Source organism: Legionella sp., from assembly GCF_965140895.1.
Classification (GTDB): Bacteria; Pseudomonadota; Gammaproteobacteria; order Legionellales; family Legionellaceae; genus Legionella.
Genome location: NZ_CBCSKT010000147.1, coordinates 1 through 1,087, shown reverse-complemented (window position 1 = coordinate 1,087; position 1,087 = coordinate 1). Strand labels below are relative to the sequence as shown.

Genomic DNA, 1,087 nt, shown 5'->3' with positions numbered 1-1,087 from the left:
ATAGATTAAACTAAAAATTACTAATTCTTGTACACCTTAAGGCAGCGCCATTAGGCCAATGGCCTGACCTACGTTTGCTAATCTACAATATAACTTGCGCGGGTTTTAGGAGAAGCTCAGAACAAGCGAGCCGACCCCTCTGAATCCTTACACGCCTCTGGTTTGCGTTAGTCGATACTCATCGTTCATAAACGTTTCACCTTCAGGTGCTTGCTCATCAGATGAGCAATATGTAAACCCAAGTGGCATCCAAAATTAATCTGTGGGTTGGTACTCGTGACATTGGGACTTAGATGTCAGTTACATATGAGAGTCCATGCGAAGTAGTGGTTGAGGCTAAGGGGATTAATGGAGCACACGCATAGATGCGCCCCCTCAAGCCGATTACCATCGCGATTAGATTCCTACTCGTATTTTGCGCGACTGGTGTAATTTTTTATAACTTTCAATCAGTCGTAAATGAGGCTCTATACCTTCAAGAGCCATGCTTGTTTTAGTTAGGCCGTAAAAGCGTACCGAACCTGTGACTAAGCCAACCACGTTTTCCATCACATCGACACCAAACATGCGATTGAAACTCTCGATAAAGTGCTCAAGCTCAAGATTTTCATCTAAGGTGACTTCGAGTACTGCACTTATCGCTTGATAAAACAAGCCGCGTTTGACTGTATTGTCGTTATATTGCAAAAACTCCTCGACTAATCCGATGGCATCCTCATGGGCGCCAAGTGCGAGATAAATCAGGATCTTAAGTTCGATAATAGTCAGCTTGCCCCAGGCAGTATTTTCATCGAATACAATACCAATCAAGGTGCCAATATCGATATAGTTATCCAGTTGACTTTCTTCCAAACGATCAACTAAATTGCCTAGCTCTTTAGTGCTTAAGGAGTGCAAATTTAAGATGTCTTCGCGATAAATTAGCGCTTTGTTCGTATTATCCCAAATAAGATCTTCAACCGGATAAACTTCTGAATAGTCAGGCACTAAAATACGACACGCTGAGGCGCCTAAGTCAGAGAGATTAGCAACATACACTTCTTTGCCCATGGACGCTAAAATGCCAAATAGCTCATTCGCTTCTTCT

Annotated in this window: 1 protein-coding gene; it reads right to left on the bottom strand. The window is 42.6% G+C overall.

Annotated features, from left to right (window positions below):
- Positions 1-396: 396 nt before the first annotated feature.
- Positions 397-1,087, bottom strand: a 691-nt coding sequence (locus tag ACQY7T_RS13420) for a hypothetical protein (RefSeq protein ID WP_428414030.1), incomplete at its 5' end; no start/stop codon positions are given.